The sequence below is a fragment of the Nitrincola alkalisediminis genome, from assembly GCF_009821115.1.
GTDB lineage: Bacteria > Pseudomonadota > Gammaproteobacteria > Pseudomonadales > Balneatricaceae > Nitrincola > Nitrincola alkalisediminis.
Window position 1 is genome coordinate 242,089 of sequence record NZ_VYTY01000004.1, and the last position, 14,828, is coordinate 256,916.

At 47.7% G+C, this 14,828-nt stretch carries 14 protein-coding genes; 13 read left to right on the forward strand and 1 reads right to left on the reverse strand.

What is annotated here, in order from left to right:
• Positions 1 to 17: 17 nt before the first annotated feature.
• Positions 18 to 1,031 (reverse strand): EF-P beta-lysylation protein EpmB, encoded by a 1,014-nt coding sequence (gene epmB, locus F5971_RS08865; RefSeq protein ID WP_036513969.1) that lies wholly within the window; start codon positions 1,029 to 1,031, stop codon positions 18 to 20.
• A gap of 234 nt (positions 1,032 to 1,265) precedes the next feature.
• Here epmB and F5971_RS08870 point away from each other — a divergent pair, with 234 nt between their 5' ends.
• From F5971_RS08870 to ahpF, 13 genes are all read left to right on the forward strand, one after another.
• Positions 1,266 to 2,327 carry a Glu/Leu/Phe/Val dehydrogenase gene (locus tag F5971_RS08870; protein WP_193494754.1) on the forward strand — a complete coding sequence of 354 codons (1,062 nt, stop codon included), beginning with the start codon at positions 1,266 to 1,268 and terminating at the stop codon, positions 2,325 to 2,327.
• Between the two features lie 170 nt (positions 2,328 to 2,497).
• Positions 2,498 to 2,749 (forward strand): 30S ribosomal protein S16, encoded by a 252-nt coding sequence (rpsP, locus tag F5971_RS08875; RefSeq protein WP_036513967.1) that lies wholly within the window; start codon positions 2,498 to 2,500, stop codon positions 2,747 to 2,749.
• A 23-nt stretch (positions 2,750 to 2,772) separates the two neighbouring features.
• A complete protein-coding gene (gene rimM, locus F5971_RS08880; RefSeq protein ID WP_036513966.1) occupies positions 2,773 to 3,306 on the forward strand; it encodes a ribosome maturation factor RimM in 534 nt (177 codons plus the stop codon).
• A gap of 3 nt (positions 3,307 to 3,309) precedes the next feature.
• Positions 3,310 to 4,059, forward strand: coding sequence for a tRNA (guanosine(37)-N1)-methyltransferase TrmD (gene trmD, locus F5971_RS08885; RefSeq protein WP_036513965.1), 750 nt, complete (start codon positions 3,310 to 3,312; stop codon positions 4,057 to 4,059).
• A 17-nt stretch (positions 4,060 to 4,076) separates the two neighbouring features.
• Complete coding sequence (rplS, locus tag F5971_RS08890; protein WP_036513963.1) at positions 4,077 to 4,433, forward strand: 50S ribosomal protein L19; 357 nt, start codon at positions 4,077 to 4,079, stop codon at positions 4,431 to 4,433.
• A 186-nt stretch (positions 4,434 to 4,619) separates the two neighbouring features.
• Positions 4,620 to 5,939 carry an LSm family protein gene (locus F5971_RS08895; protein WP_193494755.1) on the forward strand — a complete coding sequence of 440 codons (1,320 nt, stop codon included), beginning with the start codon at positions 4,620 to 4,622 and terminating at the stop codon, positions 5,937 to 5,939.
• Positions 5,939 to 6,862 (forward strand): site-specific tyrosine recombinase XerD, encoded by a 924-nt coding sequence (gene xerD, locus F5971_RS08900; protein ID WP_193494756.1) that lies wholly within the window; start codon positions 5,939 to 5,941, stop codon positions 6,860 to 6,862. Before F5971_RS08895 ends, xerD begins: the two co-directional genes overlap by 1 nt.
• Positions 6,863 to 6,918: 56 nt before the next feature.
• Positions 6,919 to 7,656: a DsbC family protein gene (locus F5971_RS08905; protein WP_193494757.1), complete on the forward strand. Its 738-nt coding sequence runs from the start codon at positions 6,919 to 6,921 to the stop codon at positions 7,654 to 7,656.
• A 133-nt stretch (positions 7,657 to 7,789) separates the two neighbouring features.
• On the forward strand, positions 7,790 to 9,091 hold the full coding sequence (locus tag F5971_RS08910) for a homoserine dehydrogenase (RefSeq protein ID WP_193494758.1): 1,302 nt from the start codon (positions 7,790 to 7,792) through the stop codon (positions 9,089 to 9,091).
• Positions 9,092 to 9,101: 10 nt separating this feature from the next.
• Positions 9,102 to 10,496: a threonine synthase gene (gene thrC, locus F5971_RS08915; protein ID WP_036513957.1), complete on the forward strand. Its 1,395-nt coding sequence runs from the start codon at positions 9,102 to 9,104 to the stop codon at positions 10,494 to 10,496.
• A 79-nt stretch (positions 10,497 to 10,575) separates the two neighbouring features.
• Complete coding sequence (recJ, locus tag F5971_RS08920; protein ID WP_036513956.1) at positions 10,576 to 12,306, forward strand: single-stranded-DNA-specific exonuclease RecJ; 1,731 nt, start codon at positions 10,576 to 10,578, stop codon at positions 12,304 to 12,306.
• Positions 12,307 to 12,461: 155 nt separating this feature from the next.
• Positions 12,462 to 13,025, forward strand: coding sequence for an alkyl hydroperoxide reductase subunit C (gene ahpC / locus F5971_RS08925; RefSeq protein WP_036513955.1), 564 nt, complete (start codon positions 12,462 to 12,464; stop codon positions 13,023 to 13,025).
• 97 nt (positions 13,026 to 13,122) lie between these two features.
• Entirely contained in the window at positions 13,123 to 14,691 is a 1,569-nt protein-coding gene (gene ahpF, locus F5971_RS08930; RefSeq protein ID WP_036513954.1) for an alkyl hydroperoxide reductase subunit F, read from the forward strand.
• Positions 14,692 to 14,828: the final 137 nt, after the last annotated feature.

Genomic DNA, 14,828 nt, shown 5'->3' on the forward strand with positions numbered 1-14,828 from the left:
GTAACTACTCCGGTTTATTAGGTGTTCAGTAGTGGTGCCAGCAAGGTTTTTGCGGGCTTGCCAGGAATCTCTCTCGCTAAGCGAGGCACAAGGTAACCCGGAAGTTCCGCTTGCAGTTTGCCAACCAGCTCTTTAGCAACGGACTCTTCTAGGTCAAAGTGCGCGGCTCCAGCGACTTTATCAAATAGGAATAGATAATACGGTAGAATGCTTGCGGCGAAAAGCCTTTCGCTGAGTGTTTTTTGTACAGAGACGTCATCATTGATGCCTTTTAGCAAAACAGCTTGATTCAAGAGCGTAATATCATGAGATTTAATTCGTTGGCAGGTTCGGATAACGGCGTCATCTATCTCATTGGGGTGGTTGATATGAAGCACCATGACAACGTTAAGTCGCGACCCCTGTAAGCCAGTCAGAAGATTGTTTGTTATTCGTTGAGGAATGACCACTGGAAGGCGGGTATGAATGCGCAGTCGTGTCAGTTGGGGCAGTTGGTTGAGATCAGCCAGAATATTCAGTAAGCGCTGATCGCTGGTTGCAAGTGGGTCGCCTCCGGACAGAATGACCTCGTTGACCTGGGGATTGTTTTTTAAATACGCAAGGACAGATGCCCACTGTTGGCGCCCAATCTGATTCTCATCATAGGCAAAATGACGTCTAAAACAATAGCGGCAGTTAATGGCACAGGCGCCGCTCATAATCAATAGCACACGGTTTTTGTATTTATGAATTAGGCCGGATTGCGGATTTGCAGAGTTTTCCGCTAAAGGATCTGATACATATCCAGGAACCGTTGAGGCCTCCTCCTGAAGGGGCAATATTTGTCTTAGTAGCGGGTCGTTAGGGTTGCCTTTCTCTATTCGACTTAAATAGGGTCGAGGTACGCGCAAAGAAAATAATGCTTCACCCAGCTTAGCACCCGCAAGAAGAGAGTCGGGTAGCTCGAGCTCTTTAAGCAATTGTTCAGGGCAGGTGATGGCATTTTTTAGCTCATCTTGCCAGGACGTTATGGGTGTTAGCGCTATGTTCATCGGGCGGCTCTCAAAAAATAGGGCGTTATTTTAGCGCTTGAGAAAGACTTGTTCACTAAAATTCAAAATGCAGTGCCCTGCAAAGATGCAAATGCACCTTGACCTAGAGGCGCGTCTGACCTAACTTCCCATTTGCCATCCCAAAAGGGTGGTTTTCCGTGGGCTGGGCATTTCTGGCGCACTTATAATAAAAAATCAAGTTACAACTGAGATCCAGTTGTAGGAGAAAAAACGATGTCAGTATTTCAGCATGTTGAATTCGAGCAGCACGAGCAAGTGGTTTTCTTTCATGATGCAAGCTCAGGGCTTAAAGCAATCGTTGCCATTCATGATACACAGCTAGGGCCCGCTTTAGGCGGTTGTCGTATGTGGCCTTATGAAAGCGAATCTCAAGCCATCACAGACGTACTTCGTCTTTCAAAAGGGATGACCTATAAATCCGCCTTGGCAAATTTGAAGTTAGGTGGCGGGAAGTCCGTGATTATAGGTCATCCACGCCAAGATAAATCACAAGCGCTTCTGGAAGCGATGGGGCGCTGTTTAGAATCCTTGGGTGGCCGTTATATTGCGGCTGAGGATTCTGGAACGGGAGTGGCCGATCTTAAAGTCATGTCAAAGCATACGTCGTATGTGGCTGGAATTCATGACCGCCCAGGTCTAGTCGGTGGTCGAAATAATGGTGACCCATCACCCGCAACCGCCTACGGTGTCTTCGTAGGTTTGCAAGCGGCAGTGCAGGCGCGTTTTGGTCATCACAGCTTACAGGGGTTAAAAGTGGCGATTCAAGGCATCGGCAATGTGGGGTATCGTTTAGCTCAGCATCTTCATGCGGCGGGTGCCCAGCTTTACGTCAGTGATATTTATCCAGATGCCGTGGCCAAAGCGCAAGCGGAGCTAGGCGCGACCGTGGTGTCATCGGACGAAATTGCATCGCTCGATGTTGATGTTTTTGCACCCTGTGCCATGGGAGCCGTATTAAATGATGCGTCTATTCAGGCCATGCAAGCAAAAGTGGTTGCAGGGGCTGCGAATAATCAGTTGGAACGTGAGTGTCATGACCGTCAGTTGCACGAAAAGGGGATTTTGTACGCACCCGATTTTGCGATAAACGCAGGTGGCATCATCGATATTTATTACGAACGGGTCGGCTATGATCCTTTGCTGGTAAAAAGCCATGTTGAGGGAATCTCAAACACGCTAAGCATGATTTTTGAAAGAAGCCAAGTGGAATCAAGACCCACAGGTGCCATTGCATTGGAGTTGGCAAAAGAAAAAATCAGGAATAGTCGTGCTTAAGGGGCGCTATAGCACTTATCAGGCTTTTAATGTGTGTGCGTTTAACGTACAATTCGCGCCTTAATTTTGATTTGGCCCTCGTTCAGCCGGCTTACATAGCGAACTGAGCGGGGATTACTAACGATGGGCGATCCTAAAACCCATCCTTGCGAAATAAAGGGGTCCAGCGCATGGTCACTATTCGTTTGTCTCGCGGCGGCGCTAAAAAGCGTCCGTTCTATCATATCACCGTTGCCGATTCGCGCTTTGCGCGTGACAGCCGCTTTATTGAGCGGGTGGGCTTTTTTAACCCTATTGCTCGGGGTCAGGAAGAGCGTTTACGCGTCAACCTAGAGCGTGTTGATTACTGGATCAGCAAAGGTGCACAGCCGTCTGAGCGTGTTGCCCAGCTGGTTAAAGATGCACGTAAGGCCGCACAGTAATTAGCTTGGCGGACCTGTCAGATATGCAAGGTGAATCAACCGATAAGCGTGTAGTCATCGCTAAGTTCAGTGCTCCTTATGGGGTAAAGGGCTGGGTGAAAATTTATTCTTACACGGATCCAATCGAGAACGTGTTCACCTATACACCTTGGCAGGTAAACCATGGGGGGCAATGGAAAGCGTTAAAGCTTGAATCCTTTAAACCTCATGGAAAAGGCTTGATTGCCAAGTTGGCGGGTGTAGATACTCCTGAAGACGTTCGCGCATTCGTTGGTGCTGAAATTAGTGTTTTTGCATCCCAAATGCCAAATTTAGATGACGGTGAGTACTACTGGAGTCAGCTTGAAAATCTTTTGGTTTATACCGAATCCGGCGTTTTGTTGGGGCGGGTTGATCACTTGATTGAAACAGGTTCAAACGATGTGTTGGTTGTTAAAGCAACTCAAGACAGCATTGATGATGCTGAACGTTTGATTCCTTATTTACCGGATCAAGTGATAACAAAGATAGATCTAGAGTCGGGTGAGCTTAGGGTCAACTGGGATCCAGAGTTTTAACGAATGTGGTTCGGGATCGTTAGTTTGTTTCCTGAAATGTTTCAGGCTGTTACAGGCTATGGCATTACAGGAAGGGCTGTGCGTTCAGGTGCTTTACATCTAGAGTGTTGGAATCCTAGAGATTTTACGCTCGATAAGCACCGTACCGTGGATGATCGCCCTTACGGTGGGGGTCCAGGTATGCTAATGAAAGTGCAGCCGTTGAGGGATGCGATCCAAGCCGCTAAGGCGAAAGCGCCTGGGCTGGCGAAGGTGATTTATTTATCACCCCAAGGGCGTAAACTCAACCAAGCTGGTGTAGAAGAGTTAGCGACTCATGAGAGTCTTATTTTGGTGGCAGGACGTTATGAAGGTATTGACGAGCGCCTGATACACGCCGAAATAGATGAAGAGTGGTCGTTGGGTGATTTTGTTCTCAGTGGAGGCGAGTTGCCCGCAATGGTGATGATTGACGCAGTTTCAAGACTCTTGCCCGGTGTATTGGGTCATGAGTTATCAGCACAAGAGGATTCTTTTGCTGATGGTCTGCTAGATTGTCCGCATTATACTCGTCCTGAACAGCTTGATGGCATGAATGTGCCAGAGGTGTTGCTGAGTGGTAACCACGCTGAAATTAAGCGTTGGCGATTAAAGCAACAGCTTGGTAGAACCTGGCAGCGTCGACCTGATTTGCTCGAACAGATGAATCTAAGCCCAGAACAGCAAACGCTGTTAAGCGAATATATCCGCGAAGCCCAAGCGGCGTGCGGTTGAAAAAATAGGAGCGAGCGATGAGCAGCAAAAGCACAATTATTCAGCAGATTGAAGCTGAACAAATGAACAAAGAGGTGCCTGCATTTGCACCGGGTGATACCGTTGTAGTTCAGGTTAAAGTGGTTGAGGGTGAGCGTACCCGTTTACAGTCTTTCGAAGGCGTTGTAATCGGTAAGCGTAACCGTGGTTTAAACTCAGCTTTCACCGTTCGTAAGATCTCTCACGGTGTAGGCGTTGAGCGTACGTTCCAGACGTATAGCCCTGTTATCGACAGCATCAGCGTTAAGCGTCGTGGTGATGTTCGTCAGGCTAAACTCTACTACCTTCGTGAGCGTAGTGGTAAGTCTGCACGTATCAAAGAAAAATTGGGTTAATTCCAACTTTTCGATACCTGATAAAAAAAGCGGCTTTTTAGCCGCTTTTTTGTTGTGAATGTCATGAAATCCGTCTTCAATATAGAAAAGTATCTTTTTTCTAGAAATCTTACTTGATCTATTCGCTATAATGCATCCCGTCAAATAGAATGGAATAAGTGGTTGTGAATACACAGGGTAGTTTTGATGCGTACAGTTAAATGGGTTTTTGCCTTCCTAGGCTTGATGGTCGCTTTTGCACTGGCCGCTTATGGTCTTTATTGGTATCAGTTGAAGCGAGAACTGGACAGCACGTTGAATGGGCTCAATCCGTTACTTCAAGTGAGTTACAATCGCTTAGTCTTGTCACCCTTTGGTGAAGTAAAGATTCAAGGTATCCGCATCATGCCGTTAGGGCAGGCAAATCCCTTTCTGATCGATACTCTATTAATGCGTAGCCGCGATCCAGCATTTTGGTTAAATCCAGGTGCGACCTTAAATCGCGAGAGCGTACCGAATGATCTGCATGTGAGCATGACGGGCTTAACGCTGGATTTTAATTCGCCTCTGTTTACGTCTTTCGAACATATGGCTAAACAGTTAATGAGCGATACGCCTCCCTCTCATGTCAGCCCTATTGCCTTTGGTTGTGGAAATGTACGCAGTTTCGACCTAACGACACTGCGTATGATCGGTATGCGTTTAGTGCAAACGGATTTCTATTTTAATTGGCAACGTCTAGACGAAAACCGTGTACAGTTAGACGTCAATGCCAATGTGAAAGACTGGTGGCAAATTGATTTTTCGGCTGTGTTAGGTTTAACACTGCGTCAAGCATCGAATTTGCGCGAAGTTCCTGGTGTGTTGAATGCAAAATTGCGTTACTCAGATGAAGGGTTTAATCGGCGTCGAGGCGAATTCTGTTCGACTCAGTCGCAAGTGTCACCTGCTCAGTTTTATTTAAATCATGGCTTAATGATACAGGATTGGTTGCGAGAGCGTGGCGTTGAGCCAACGCGCCCCATGATAGCGGGTTACGACGCGATGAGCCGTCCGGATGCTGAATTGGAGGTTAGTCTGTCTCCCACTGAGCTGGTAATCCCATTAACCTTTGCGCGCTCACATGAGCCAGCGGATTACATTGGCTTACTGAGGCCTAGCATTAAAGTGAATGGAACTCACATCGAATTAACCGACGATGAGTGGATTGCATTGCTTGAGGCCATTTCGATGCAAATCGAAATACCTGAGCCCGAAGTGCCAGAGCTGAATCCTAGACGGCGATCCACTCCCGTTGAAACTGAAAACGTGTTTGTGCCTCGCCAGTTTCGCGAGACGAGTCCAGACGAGTTTTTCAATTACATCGGTCATCCCGTTCGTTTCTATACCTTCTTTGGTAAGCGTGTCGAAGGGATCTTGGTCGCGGTTGAGGGCAACAACATCCGGGTTATTGAACGGGTGGATCGAGGTGTGGCGGAGTACCCCTTTGAATTGGATAAAATTCAAGCGACCGAGGTTTATCGTTAATGGCGGATCGGCGTTATGTCGCGCTTTTGCCGAGCGATCAAGATCAGATTTTGATTGAACGTTTTTGCCGTAACCTCTGGTTAGAAAAAGGGTTAAGTCCCAACACCTTGAGTAACTATAAGCGGGATTTGTGCCATTTCGCCTGTTGGCTGAATGAGCGCTCGATACATTTGTTAAGCGCGCGTCGATCCGACCTCCAAGCCTACTTAGCTTGGCGAGTGGTAGAGCGTTTTAAATCGATTTCATCGGCACGAGCCTTGTCGTGTTTGCGTGGCTTTTATCGTTATTGTCTACGGGAAGGGGAGCTTAACGAAGACCCCACTCTCACGCTTGCCAGTCCAAAGCCTGCACGTCCGTTGCCTAAAACCTTGACTGAGCAGGATGTGGAGGCGCTTTTATCGGCCCCAGATGTGAGCGACTGCTTAGGTTTGCGTGATAAAACCATGATGGAACTGCTCTATGCGTCTGGCTTGCGAGTGACTGAGCTGGTTGAGTTGGAGTTGGATCAGTTAAATCTTCGATTGGGTGTTGTGCGAGTGGTGGGAAAAGGCAATAAAGAACGTTTGGTGCCCGTTGGCGATACCGCCGTCGAATGGTGCCATCGATATTTGCGCGAGTCTCGGCCCTTGTTGATCCGGTCTTCATCAGAGATCCTGTTTCCAAGCCAGCGTGGCAGTGCAATGACGCGGCAAACGTTTTGGCATAGAATTAAGCACCATGCGGAGGTGGCCGCCATTGATAAGCCTCTATCTCCCCATGTGTTGCGTCATGCTTTTGCGACCCATCTGCTGAATCATGGTGCAGACTTACGTGTTGTGCAAATGTTATTAGGGCATTCTGACTTATCCACAACCCAGATATACACTCATGTGGCGACGCACCGACTGAATGCAATTCATCAGGCACATCACCCCCGAGGTTGAACTAAAGCCTGGTTTGAGACTCTTATCCCTGTAATTAATGACGATCTGAGGATGTTATGAAAAAAAGTTCGCTGGCTGTTTTGCTGACCGCAGTCTTCTTGAGTGTTGCGGTTTGGGCCTCTGATCCTAAAGAGACCATTCGTTCACAGCTTAATAAAGCCGATGCCAGAATTCCCGTGCAGTCGATAGAGCCTGCCGTGTTGGAGGGGTTTTATCAAGTGACCTTGGAGAGTGGTGAAATTTTGTACGCCGAATCGACAGGGCGTTTTTTACTGGTAGGCCATCTATATGAAATTGATGATGCTGAGGGGTTGGTTAATTTAACTGAGCAAGCGCAAAACCGCCTTCGTTTAGAGGCGTTGGCCGATGTGCCAGCAGCCGACATTATCACTTACCCTGCAGAGGGTGATCGTAAAGCGCATTTGTGGGTGTTTACCGATGTTGATTGTCCTTACTGCCGTCGTATGCACGAAGAGATCCCTGCCTTAAATAAGATGGGGGTTGAGGTCAGTTACTTAGCCTTCCCGCGTGGCGGTCCAAACACAGCAACCTATAACACAATGGTGTCTATTTGGTGCGGTAAAGATGCACAAGAACGTAATCAGCGAATGGATCGTGTCAAAGCAGGGAAAACAATTGCCCAGGAAAATTGCGAAAACCCAGTTGTGGGTCAGTTGGTGATGGGGCAAAAAATGGGCGTTACTGGCACACCTGCATTGGTTTTAGAAGATGGAACTCTGCTGCCGGGATATCTGCCTGCTGAGCGTTTAGCACCTATGTTAGGTCTCAACTAATATCTTATGAATTCAGTGTTGATTACAGGGGCTTTGCATAGTGCAACGCCCCTGTTTTCGTTATACTAAGACCCATTTTTTACTCTTTCGTCAGAAAGAGTGCGTCCTGAGTAAGCAATCTGCGAGGTGTCGTTTGAAGCCTGTAAAAGTAGGGATCTGTGGTCTGGGTACAGTTGGCGGTGGCACGTTTAACGTCTTGACCCGCAATGCACAAGAAATTGCCCGTCGTGCGGGCTGTTCAATTGAAATTAAAGCGATCGCTTCACGCCGTCCGAATCCGGCGTGCGATACATCTGCTTATACATTACAAACAGATGTGATTGCATTGGCCAGAGATCCTGAAATTGACATTATTGTCGAATTGATTGGTGGGTATGAAGTTGCCAAAGAGTTGGTGATGACCGCAATTGAAAACGGCAAGCACGTTGTCACGGCTAACAAAGCCTTGATCGCGGTGCACGGCAATGAAATTTTTGCTGCAGCCGCCAAGAAAAACGTGGTGGTTGCCTTTGAAGCTTCTGTTGCTGGAGGTATCCCAATTATTAAAGCGATTCGTGAAGGCTTAGCCGCGAATCGTATTAATTGGTTGGCAGGTATTATCAACGGTACTGGCAACTTCATCATGACCGAAATGCGCGAAAAAGGGCGTGCATTTGCCGATGTGCTTGCTGAAGCTCAAGCCTTGGGTTATGCAGAAGCTGACCCAACCTTCGACGTTGAGGGCATCGATGCTGCGCATAAGCTGACTATTTTGGCGTCAATTGCATACGGTATACCTTTGCAATTCAGCAAAGCCTATACCGAAGGAATCAGTAAAATCACGCCAGATGATGTCCAGTATGCAGAAGAATTAGGCTATCGCATTAAGCATTTAGGCATTAGTCGCCATACAGATAAAGGCATTGAACTACGGGTTCATCCGACGTTAATTCCGAAATCTTCTTTGTTGGCGAGCGTGAATGGTGTTATGAATGCCGTGATGGTATCGGGTGATGCCGTTGGACAAACACTCTATTATGGTCCGGGTGCCGGTGCTGAACCCACGGCCTCAGCGGTTGTGTCTGATCTGATTGACGTTGCACGGATGTTGGATGCATCGGCAGAAAGCCGCGTGCCTCCCTTAGCCTTCCAAAGTGCCGAGTTGTCACAAACACCGGTGTTATCGGTTGAGGATACAGTCAGTGGCTATTATCTGCGTTTGCAAGCAGTTGAACGTCCCGGTGTATTGGCGCATGTCACACGGATTCTGGGTGAAAAGGGCATTAACATTGAAGCTATCGTGCAAAAAGAAACAAAAGAAGCTCAAGTGCCCGTCATTATGTTGACCCAGCGTGTTGCTGAGCGAATGATGAATGAAGCCATTCGTGAAATTGAAGCTTTGCCTGATATTTTAGGTGAAGTGATCCGTATCCGTGTAGACCATTTAGCCGATTAAGGGGGCTGTTATGAACTATATTTCGACGCGTGGTCAGGCACCTGTCCTTAATTTTGCTGACGTACTTCTGGCCGGATTGGCCGATGATGGCGGCCTTTATGTACCTGAGACGCTTCCGACTTTCAGTCAAGACGAAATTGCGTCTTGGGCAGGGCTGCCGTATAACGAGTTAGCCTTTAATGTAATCAAACCCTTTGTGGATGACTGCATTAAAGCATCTGATTTGAAAACCATGATTGATGAAACCTATGCCGGGTTTAATCACATAGGTGTAGCCCCGATGGTTCAGCTCGGTGGCAACGAGTGGATTCTAGAGCTGTTCCATGGTCCAACGTTGGCGTTTAAAGATTTTGCACTGCAGTTGCTAGGACGCTTAATGGATCATGTGTTGTCTGAGCGTGGTGAGCGCTTAGTGATCATGGGAGCGACTTCAGGAGACACTGGATCGGCGGCTATTGAAGGGTGCCGACACAGCAAGCACCTTGATATTTTCATTATGCACCCGTACAACCGAGTGTCTGAGGTTCAGCGTCGCCAAATGACGACCTTATTAAACGACAATGTGTTTAACATTGCGTTAGAAGGCAATTTTGATGACTGCCAGGAAATGGTCAAAGACAGCTTTGCTGATCAGTCTTTCCTTCAAGGCCTTAAGTTAGGAGCCGTCAACTCGATTAATTGGGCACGGATTATGGCTCAGATCGTGTACTACTTCTCATCTGCTTTAGCCGTAGGTGGTCCGCACCGTGAAGTGTCCTTCTCTGTCCCGACAGGGAACTTCGGGGACATTTTTGCAGGTTACCTGGCTAAACAAATGGGGTTGCCAATTAAGCAGTTGGTGGTGGCTACCAACCGTAATGATATCTTGCATCGCGTGATTTCGGGCAATGATATGTCGAAAGGAACGCTTGAGCATACACTGTCGCCATCAATGGACATCATGGTGTCCTCAAACTTTGAGCGTTTGCTATTTGATGTATATGGACGTGATGGTGCCGCAATTGCAGATCTGATGAAGCGTTTCAAAACAGAGTCCGTGAGTCTGGAGTCTGGACGTTGGGAAGCGGTGCGTGAGTTATTTGACAGCTATGCAGTCGATGATGCTACGACCTGCGATGTGATCAAACAGGTGTACCAAGAGACAGGGTATTTGTTAGACCCACACACCGCGATTGGCTTAAAAGCCGCGCGTGAGTGTTGGAAAGACAAAACCATTCCTATGATCACGCTGGCAACGGCACATCCGGTGAAGTTCCCTGAACCCATCGTGAAAGCAGGTTTAGAGTCGCCAGCACTGCCCGCGCATTTGGCAGATTTGTACGAGCGTGAAGAGCGCTTTACGGTTCTACCAAAAGATTTAGCAAGCGTGCAGGCATTCGTCGCGTCCAACGTTCATCGCGACTGATGTTAGAGAGAGCACTGATGAGAATCAGTGCTCTTTTTCAGCGTTTAAGCCGTTTTACCCCTCCCATTAGTGATTTGAAATGACCCAAGCGATTATCCAACGTCGACCTGTGCCGACGGTTTCCTCTACGCCTTTCTCTCATTTACACCCAGTACTGGCACGCGTTTACGCGGCACGTGGTGTTGAATCCTTAGCGGATATAGGACGTCACTTAAATGAACTGCTACCGGACCACCTCATGAAAGGCATGGGGGCCGCAGTCGATCGCTTAGTGCTGGCGTTAGAAAGACAAGAGCGTATTTTGATTTTGGGTGACTTTGACTGTGATGGGGCCACCAGTACAACGCTGGCCGTATTGGCGTTGCGTATGATGGGGGCTGCACAGGTTGATTACCTTGTACCCAATCGTTTTGAGTTTGGTTATGGCTTAAGCCCTGAAATTGTCGAAGTTGCCCGTCAAAAGAAGCCAGACGTAATCGTAACGGTTGATAACGGTATTTCCAGTATCGAAGGGGTTAAAAAAGCGCAGGACTTCGGCATAGATGTCATTGTTACCGACCATCATTTACCGGGACAGGTATTACCGGATGCCGTTGCCATCGTAAACCCTAATCAACCGGGATGTGATTTTATAGCGAAATCAACCTGTGGTGTCGGGGTGATCTTTTACGTGATGATCGCTTTAAGGCGCGCGTTGCAGTCGAAAGGCTATTTCTCAGGTCACCAGTCTGCACCAAATTTGGCAAACCTGCTTGATCTTGTGGCCTTGGGAACGGTTGCCGATGTTGTTGCGCTTGAGCATAACAATCGCACGCTCGTGCATCAGGGGCTCTTGCGTATTCGTGCAGGGCAAGCCCGCCCTGGGATTTTGGCATTACTAGAGGTTGCCGGGCGTCAGCGTGAACATCTCATGGCTGCTGACTTAGGCTTTGCCATTGCGCCCCGTTTGAATGCGGCAGGGCGCTTGGAAGATATGTCGATTGGGATCGAATGCTTACTCACCGATAATCCCGATCATGCGCGAGAGTTAGCGCAAACGCTCAATCACCTGAACGTCGAACGTCGCGGTATAGAACAGAGCATGCAAAAACAAGCCATTGAGATCCTGGATCAATTGTCGTTAGACGATCCCTCTATGCCTTGGGGAGTGTGTTTATTTGAAGCCAGTTGGCACCAAGGGGTGATTGGTATTTTGGCTTCACGTATCAAGGATCGTTTGCATCGTCCTGTGATTGCGTTTGCCCTCGGTGATGAAGGCGAAATCAAAGGCTCTGCTCGCTCTATCCCAGGTTTTCATATACGTGACGGTTTGGATGCAATCGCTGCCCGGCATCCCGGCTTGTTGAAAAAGTTTGGGGGGCACGCAGCTGCCGCCGGTTTATCCATCTCCATTAAAGACCTAGCGATCTTTAAAGATGCATTTAATGCCGAGGTGAAAAAAGCTTTAACCGAAGCCGACCTGCAAAGAGTGTTGATGACCGATGGTGAGCTGCAACATGACGACTTTACGCTCGAACTGTCCGATGCTTTGCAACAAGCAGGCCCTTGGGGGCATCAGTTTCCCGAACCTGTTTTTGATGGGTATTTTAAAATACTGCAACAGCGAATTGTTGGACAAAAGCATCTGAAGTTGGTCGTTATGCCAGTCGGGGGGCAGCAAGCCATTGATGCAATTGCCTTTGGTGTCGACACTCAGCAATGGCCCAATGATGCAGTGCAATCAATACGCATGGTCTATCGTTTGGCGCGTAATGAGTTTCGGGGGCAGGTGAGTTTGCAGTTAATGGTGGACTACCTTGAAGCCTCCTGAGGCTCAATGTATCTTTACCATAGAAATGTTAAAGAGATTTTACTTCCTTCGATAGGTAAAATAAATCGTTATACTAAGATATATTAATTTCCCATGTGCGTGATATTTTCCTATTATGGTCTCGTTGAATAACGACAACCTTTTAGGAGAACACAATGTCACTGATTAACACTGAAGTTAAACCCTTTAATGCAACGGCTTACCACAATGGCGAGTTCGTTCCAGTATCTGATGCCGATTTGAAAGGAAAATGGTCAGTCGTTTTCTTCTATCCTGCAGACTTCACATTTGTTTGCCCAACTGAGCTGGGTGACTTGGCTGATTTCTATCCTAAGCTGCAGGAAATGGGCGTAGAAGTCTATTCAGTATCAACTGATACTCACTTCACTCACAAAGCTTGGCACGATGCATCTGACACCATCAAGAAAATCAACTTCCCAATGGTTGCAGATCCAACAGGCGTCATTTCTCGCAACTTCGACGTTATGATCGAAGAAGAAGGTTTGGCTTTGCGTGGTACATTTGTTATCAACCCAGAAGGCCAAATCAAAGTTGCTGAGATTCACGATCTAGGCATTGGCCGTTCAGCAAAAGAGCTGGTTCGTAAAATCCAAGCGGCTCAGTACGTTGCATCTCACGACGGTGAAGTATGCCCAGCTGCATGGCAGCCAGGTGAAGAAACACTGGCTCCTTCTTTGGATCTGGTTGGCAAGATCTAATACGGTTTAACAACTGTGTCATTTCCGGCCCCAGATCTTGGGGTCGGTCTTAATTTCCTATATTTTCTAGATAACCTTATCGTTAAAGGGCGGTCTCATGCTGGACGCGAATCTTAAGAAGCAACTGGACACCTATCTGCAGAATATCGTCAATCCGATTGAGATACTTGTGTCCACTGACGATAGTGCAAAATCAAAAGAACTCTTATCCCTCTGCGAGGAAATTGCTGAGCTGAATAGTAAAATCAGCCTTCAAGTCCTTACCGATGGCAGAGAACGTGCGCCAAGTATGGCGATTGCTGCACAAGGACAAGCACCAAGAGTGCGCTTTGCAGGTATTCCGATGGGTCACGAGTTTACCTCGTTAGTCCTGGCTTTATTGCAAGCAGGCGGCTATCCATCAAAAGCCGATCCAGAATTGATCGAGCAAGTAAAACAATTGCAGGGAGAGTTTCATTTTGAAACCTATATCTCACTGTCATGCCAAAACTGTCCTGATGTAGTTCAGGCTCTGAATTTAATGGCGATTTTGAATCCGAATGTGACCAGCGTCATGATCGACGGTGCGCTCTTCCAAGAAGAAGTTGCAGAAAGAGAGATCATGGCCGTGCCAACCGTGCTGCTCAATGGCAAGCCCTTTGGTCAAGGTCGTATGACGTTGAAAGAAATCGTTGCAAAAGTTGACTCAGGTGCAGCAAAGCGTGAAGCTGCAGCCCTGAATGAAAAAGACCCATACGATGTGTTAATTGTGGGTGGCGGGCCTGCAGGTGCGGCAGCGGCTATTTATGCTGCACGTAAAGGGATCCGCACGGGTATTGTTGCTGAACGCTTTGGCGGTCAGGTAATGGATACCGTGGGCATCGAAAACTTTATTTCGGTTAACTACACCGAAGGGCCAAAGCTGGTTGCCAGTCTTGAACAGCATGTTAAAGAGTACGATGTGGATGTCATGGACAACCAACGTGCTAAGAAACTGCGCAAAGATGGCCTGATTGAAATTGATCTTGAAAGTGGTGCAACGCTGAAGAGTAAGTCTGTCATTTTAGCCACAGGTGCACGCTGGAGAGAAATGAATGTTCCCGGTGAGCAAGAGTACCGTGGAAAAGGTGTCGCCTATTGCCCACATTGCGATGGCCCGTTATTTAAAGGTAAGCGTGTAGCCGTAATTGGTGGCGGTAACTCAGGCATCGAAGCGGCCATTGATCTTGCCGGGATCGTTGCGCACGTAACGGTGTTGGAGTTTAGCGACACGCTCAGAGCCGATGCCGTTCTGCAGAAAAAAGCTGCATCCATGAGCAACATTACCATCATAAAAATGGCTCAAACCACTGAGGTTCGAGGCGATGGTAAAAAAGTGATTGGTTTGACCTATAAAGACCGCGAGCGTAATGAAATATACCATCTGGACCTAGAGGGGATCTTCGTACAAATCGGACTCATCCCAAATACCGATTGGTTGAAAGGGGATCTTGAGCTGACGCGTTTTGGTGAAATTGAAGTCAACTCGCACGGCGAAACACATATCCCAGGTGTGTTTGCAGCAGGGGATGTGACCAACGTTCCGTACAAACAAATTATTATTGCGATGGGTAATGGCGCAGGCGCTGCATTGGGTGCCTTCGATTATCTGATCCGCTCTTCTGTCGAAGACGAAGCGGCCGCCTAATCCCGATGTTCTCCTCAAAGCCCAATGGCAGAGATGCTGTTGGGCTTTTTTTATATCCCATGTTTTAGAGAACAGGCTTGACATAGATCGAATCAGTATTGATAATAATTATCAATAACATTTGGTATTCGTTGCGT

Excerpts from the sequence above, each read along its gene's own strand:
- epmB (WP_036513969.1), bottom strand. The coding sequence starts at position 1,031 with ATGAACATAGCGCTAACACCCATAACGTCCTGGCAAGATGAGCTAAAA.
- F5971_RS08870 (WP_193494754.1), top strand. The coding sequence starts at position 1,266 with ATGTCAGTATTTCAGCATGTTGAATTCGAGCAGCACGAGCAAGTGGTT.
- rpsP (WP_036513967.1), top strand. The coding sequence starts at position 2,498 with ATGGTCACTATTCGTTTGTCTCGCGGCGGCGCTAAAAAGCGTCCGTTC.
- rimM (WP_036513966.1), top strand. The coding sequence starts at position 2,773 with ATGCAAGGTGAATCAACCGATAAGCGTGTAGTCATCGCTAAGTTCAGT.
- trmD (WP_036513965.1), top strand. The coding sequence starts at position 3,310 with ATGTGGTTCGGGATCGTTAGTTTGTTTCCTGAAATGTTTCAGGCTGTT.
- rplS (WP_036513963.1), top strand. The coding sequence starts at position 4,077 with ATGAGCAGCAAAAGCACAATTATTCAGCAGATTGAAGCTGAACAAATG.
- F5971_RS08895 (WP_193494755.1), top strand. The coding sequence starts at position 4,620 with ATGCGTACAGTTAAATGGGTTTTTGCCTTCCTAGGCTTGATGGTCGCT.
- xerD (WP_193494756.1), top strand. The coding sequence starts at position 5,939 with ATGGCGGATCGGCGTTATGTCGCGCTTTTGCCGAGCGATCAAGATCAG.
- F5971_RS08905 (WP_193494757.1), top strand. The coding sequence starts at position 6,919 with ATGAAAAAAAGTTCGCTGGCTGTTTTGCTGACCGCAGTCTTCTTGAGT.
- thrC (WP_036513957.1), top strand. The coding sequence starts at position 9,102 with ATGAACTATATTTCGACGCGTGGTCAGGCACCTGTCCTTAATTTTGCT.
- recJ (WP_036513956.1), top strand. The coding sequence starts at position 10,576 with ATGACCCAAGCGATTATCCAACGTCGACCTGTGCCGACGGTTTCCTCT.
- ahpC (WP_036513955.1), top strand. The coding sequence starts at position 12,462 with ATGTCACTGATTAACACTGAAGTTAAACCCTTTAATGCAACGGCTTAC.
- ahpF (WP_036513954.1), top strand. The coding sequence starts at position 13,123 with ATGCTGGACGCGAATCTTAAGAAGCAACTGGACACCTATCTGCAGAAT.